The organism is Acidovorax sp. ST3 (assembly GCF_003231145.1).
Classification (GTDB): domain Bacteria; phylum Pseudomonadota; class Gammaproteobacteria; order Burkholderiales; family Burkholderiaceae_C; genus Acidovorax.
In genome coordinates, this window is sequence record NZ_QKVP01000080.1 from 1 (window position 1) to 598 (window position 598).

Consider the following 598-nt stretch of genomic DNA (forward strand, 5'->3'; position numbering starts at 1 on the left):
TCTGCAATTCCCGCAAGGGCTGGGCAAGATCATGAAGAAAGGCAAACGCCAGGAACAGACTGCAACCTTCAACGTCTCGATCCGCAAGGCAGGCACGGCCACGGTCATTGCGAAGCCTGCCATCTCAATCACCAACCGGAAGTTCGCTGGTTTCTATCGCGCCGTCCGGATCGATTTTCCTGAGCGTGGTGCATGGGAAGTCCAGATCACGCGCACGTCGATTTCTGAACCGCGTGATGACTGGGACGATTCCTTTGCCCTGACCTGCACGTGGGTTGTCCTGCAGACGTTCCGCCCGGAGTATCCGTTCAATACCTCGACGCCGCTGTGCTTGACGGCCATGCGAGTCAAGGCCACCCACCAAATGAACGGCCAGGTGCAGACGTACAACTGCATGACGCGGCGTGTCACAGACGGCTTCGGACAGAGCTGGCCGACCAACATTCCGCGAAACCCGGCGATATCCGCTCTCTATACGTTGATGGGGCCAGGACTTTGCAAGCCGGAGCCTGCGAGCAGGATCAATTGGGCCGCCTTCGCCGAATGGCGCGAGTTCTGTACGTCGAAGGGGCTGAAATTCGATCTCGTCATCGGCAAT

1 protein-coding gene is annotated in these 598 nt (G+C 58.4%); it reads left to right on the forward strand.

The features are described 5' to 3' along the window. Positions 1-598 (forward strand): hypothetical protein (locus DNK89_RS24465; protein WP_203422550.1); only part of this gene is annotated, 598 nt, incomplete at both ends.